The 406-nt window shown below is 58.1% G+C and carries 1 pseudogene; it reads right to left on the reverse strand.

The annotated features are described in order from the left end of the window. Nucleotides 1-299: pseudogene (locus SNL23_RS23980) on the reverse strand (hypothetical protein); the annotation flags it as partial. Nucleotides 300-406 lie beyond the last annotated feature (107 nt).

The raw sequence follows: 406 nt of genomic DNA on the forward strand, positions 1-406 counted from the left end.
TACCGGCCGGCTTCCTTCTCTGTAGGAGCGAGCTTGCTCGCGAAAAACCTGAGGGCGCCGCGCTCATCCAGAATGCCAGCGTCATCGTTAACGACCTTCGCGAGCAAGCCCGCTCCCACATTTTGAACCGTGCCCGCTTTAGCTTTTGATTTGGCTGTTGCTTCACCACACTCAAGCCGGCCTGTAGCGGCCTCCCGGCTGGCTTCCTTCTTTGTAGGAGCGAGCTTGCTCGCGAAAAACCTGAGGGCGCCGCGTTCATTCAGGATGCCCGCGTCATCGTTAACGACCTTCGCGAGCAAGCCCGCTCCCACATTTCGAACCGTGCCCGCTTTAGCTTTTGATTTGGCTGTTGCTTCACCACACTCAAGCCGGCCTGTAGGCCGCTGTGCTCTTGATCTGCTGTTGA

It is taken from the genome of Pseudomonas sp. SED1, assembly GCF_034044025.1.
In the GTDB taxonomy this organism is placed as follows: domain Bacteria; phylum Pseudomonadota; class Gammaproteobacteria; order Pseudomonadales; family Pseudomonadaceae; genus Aquipseudomonas.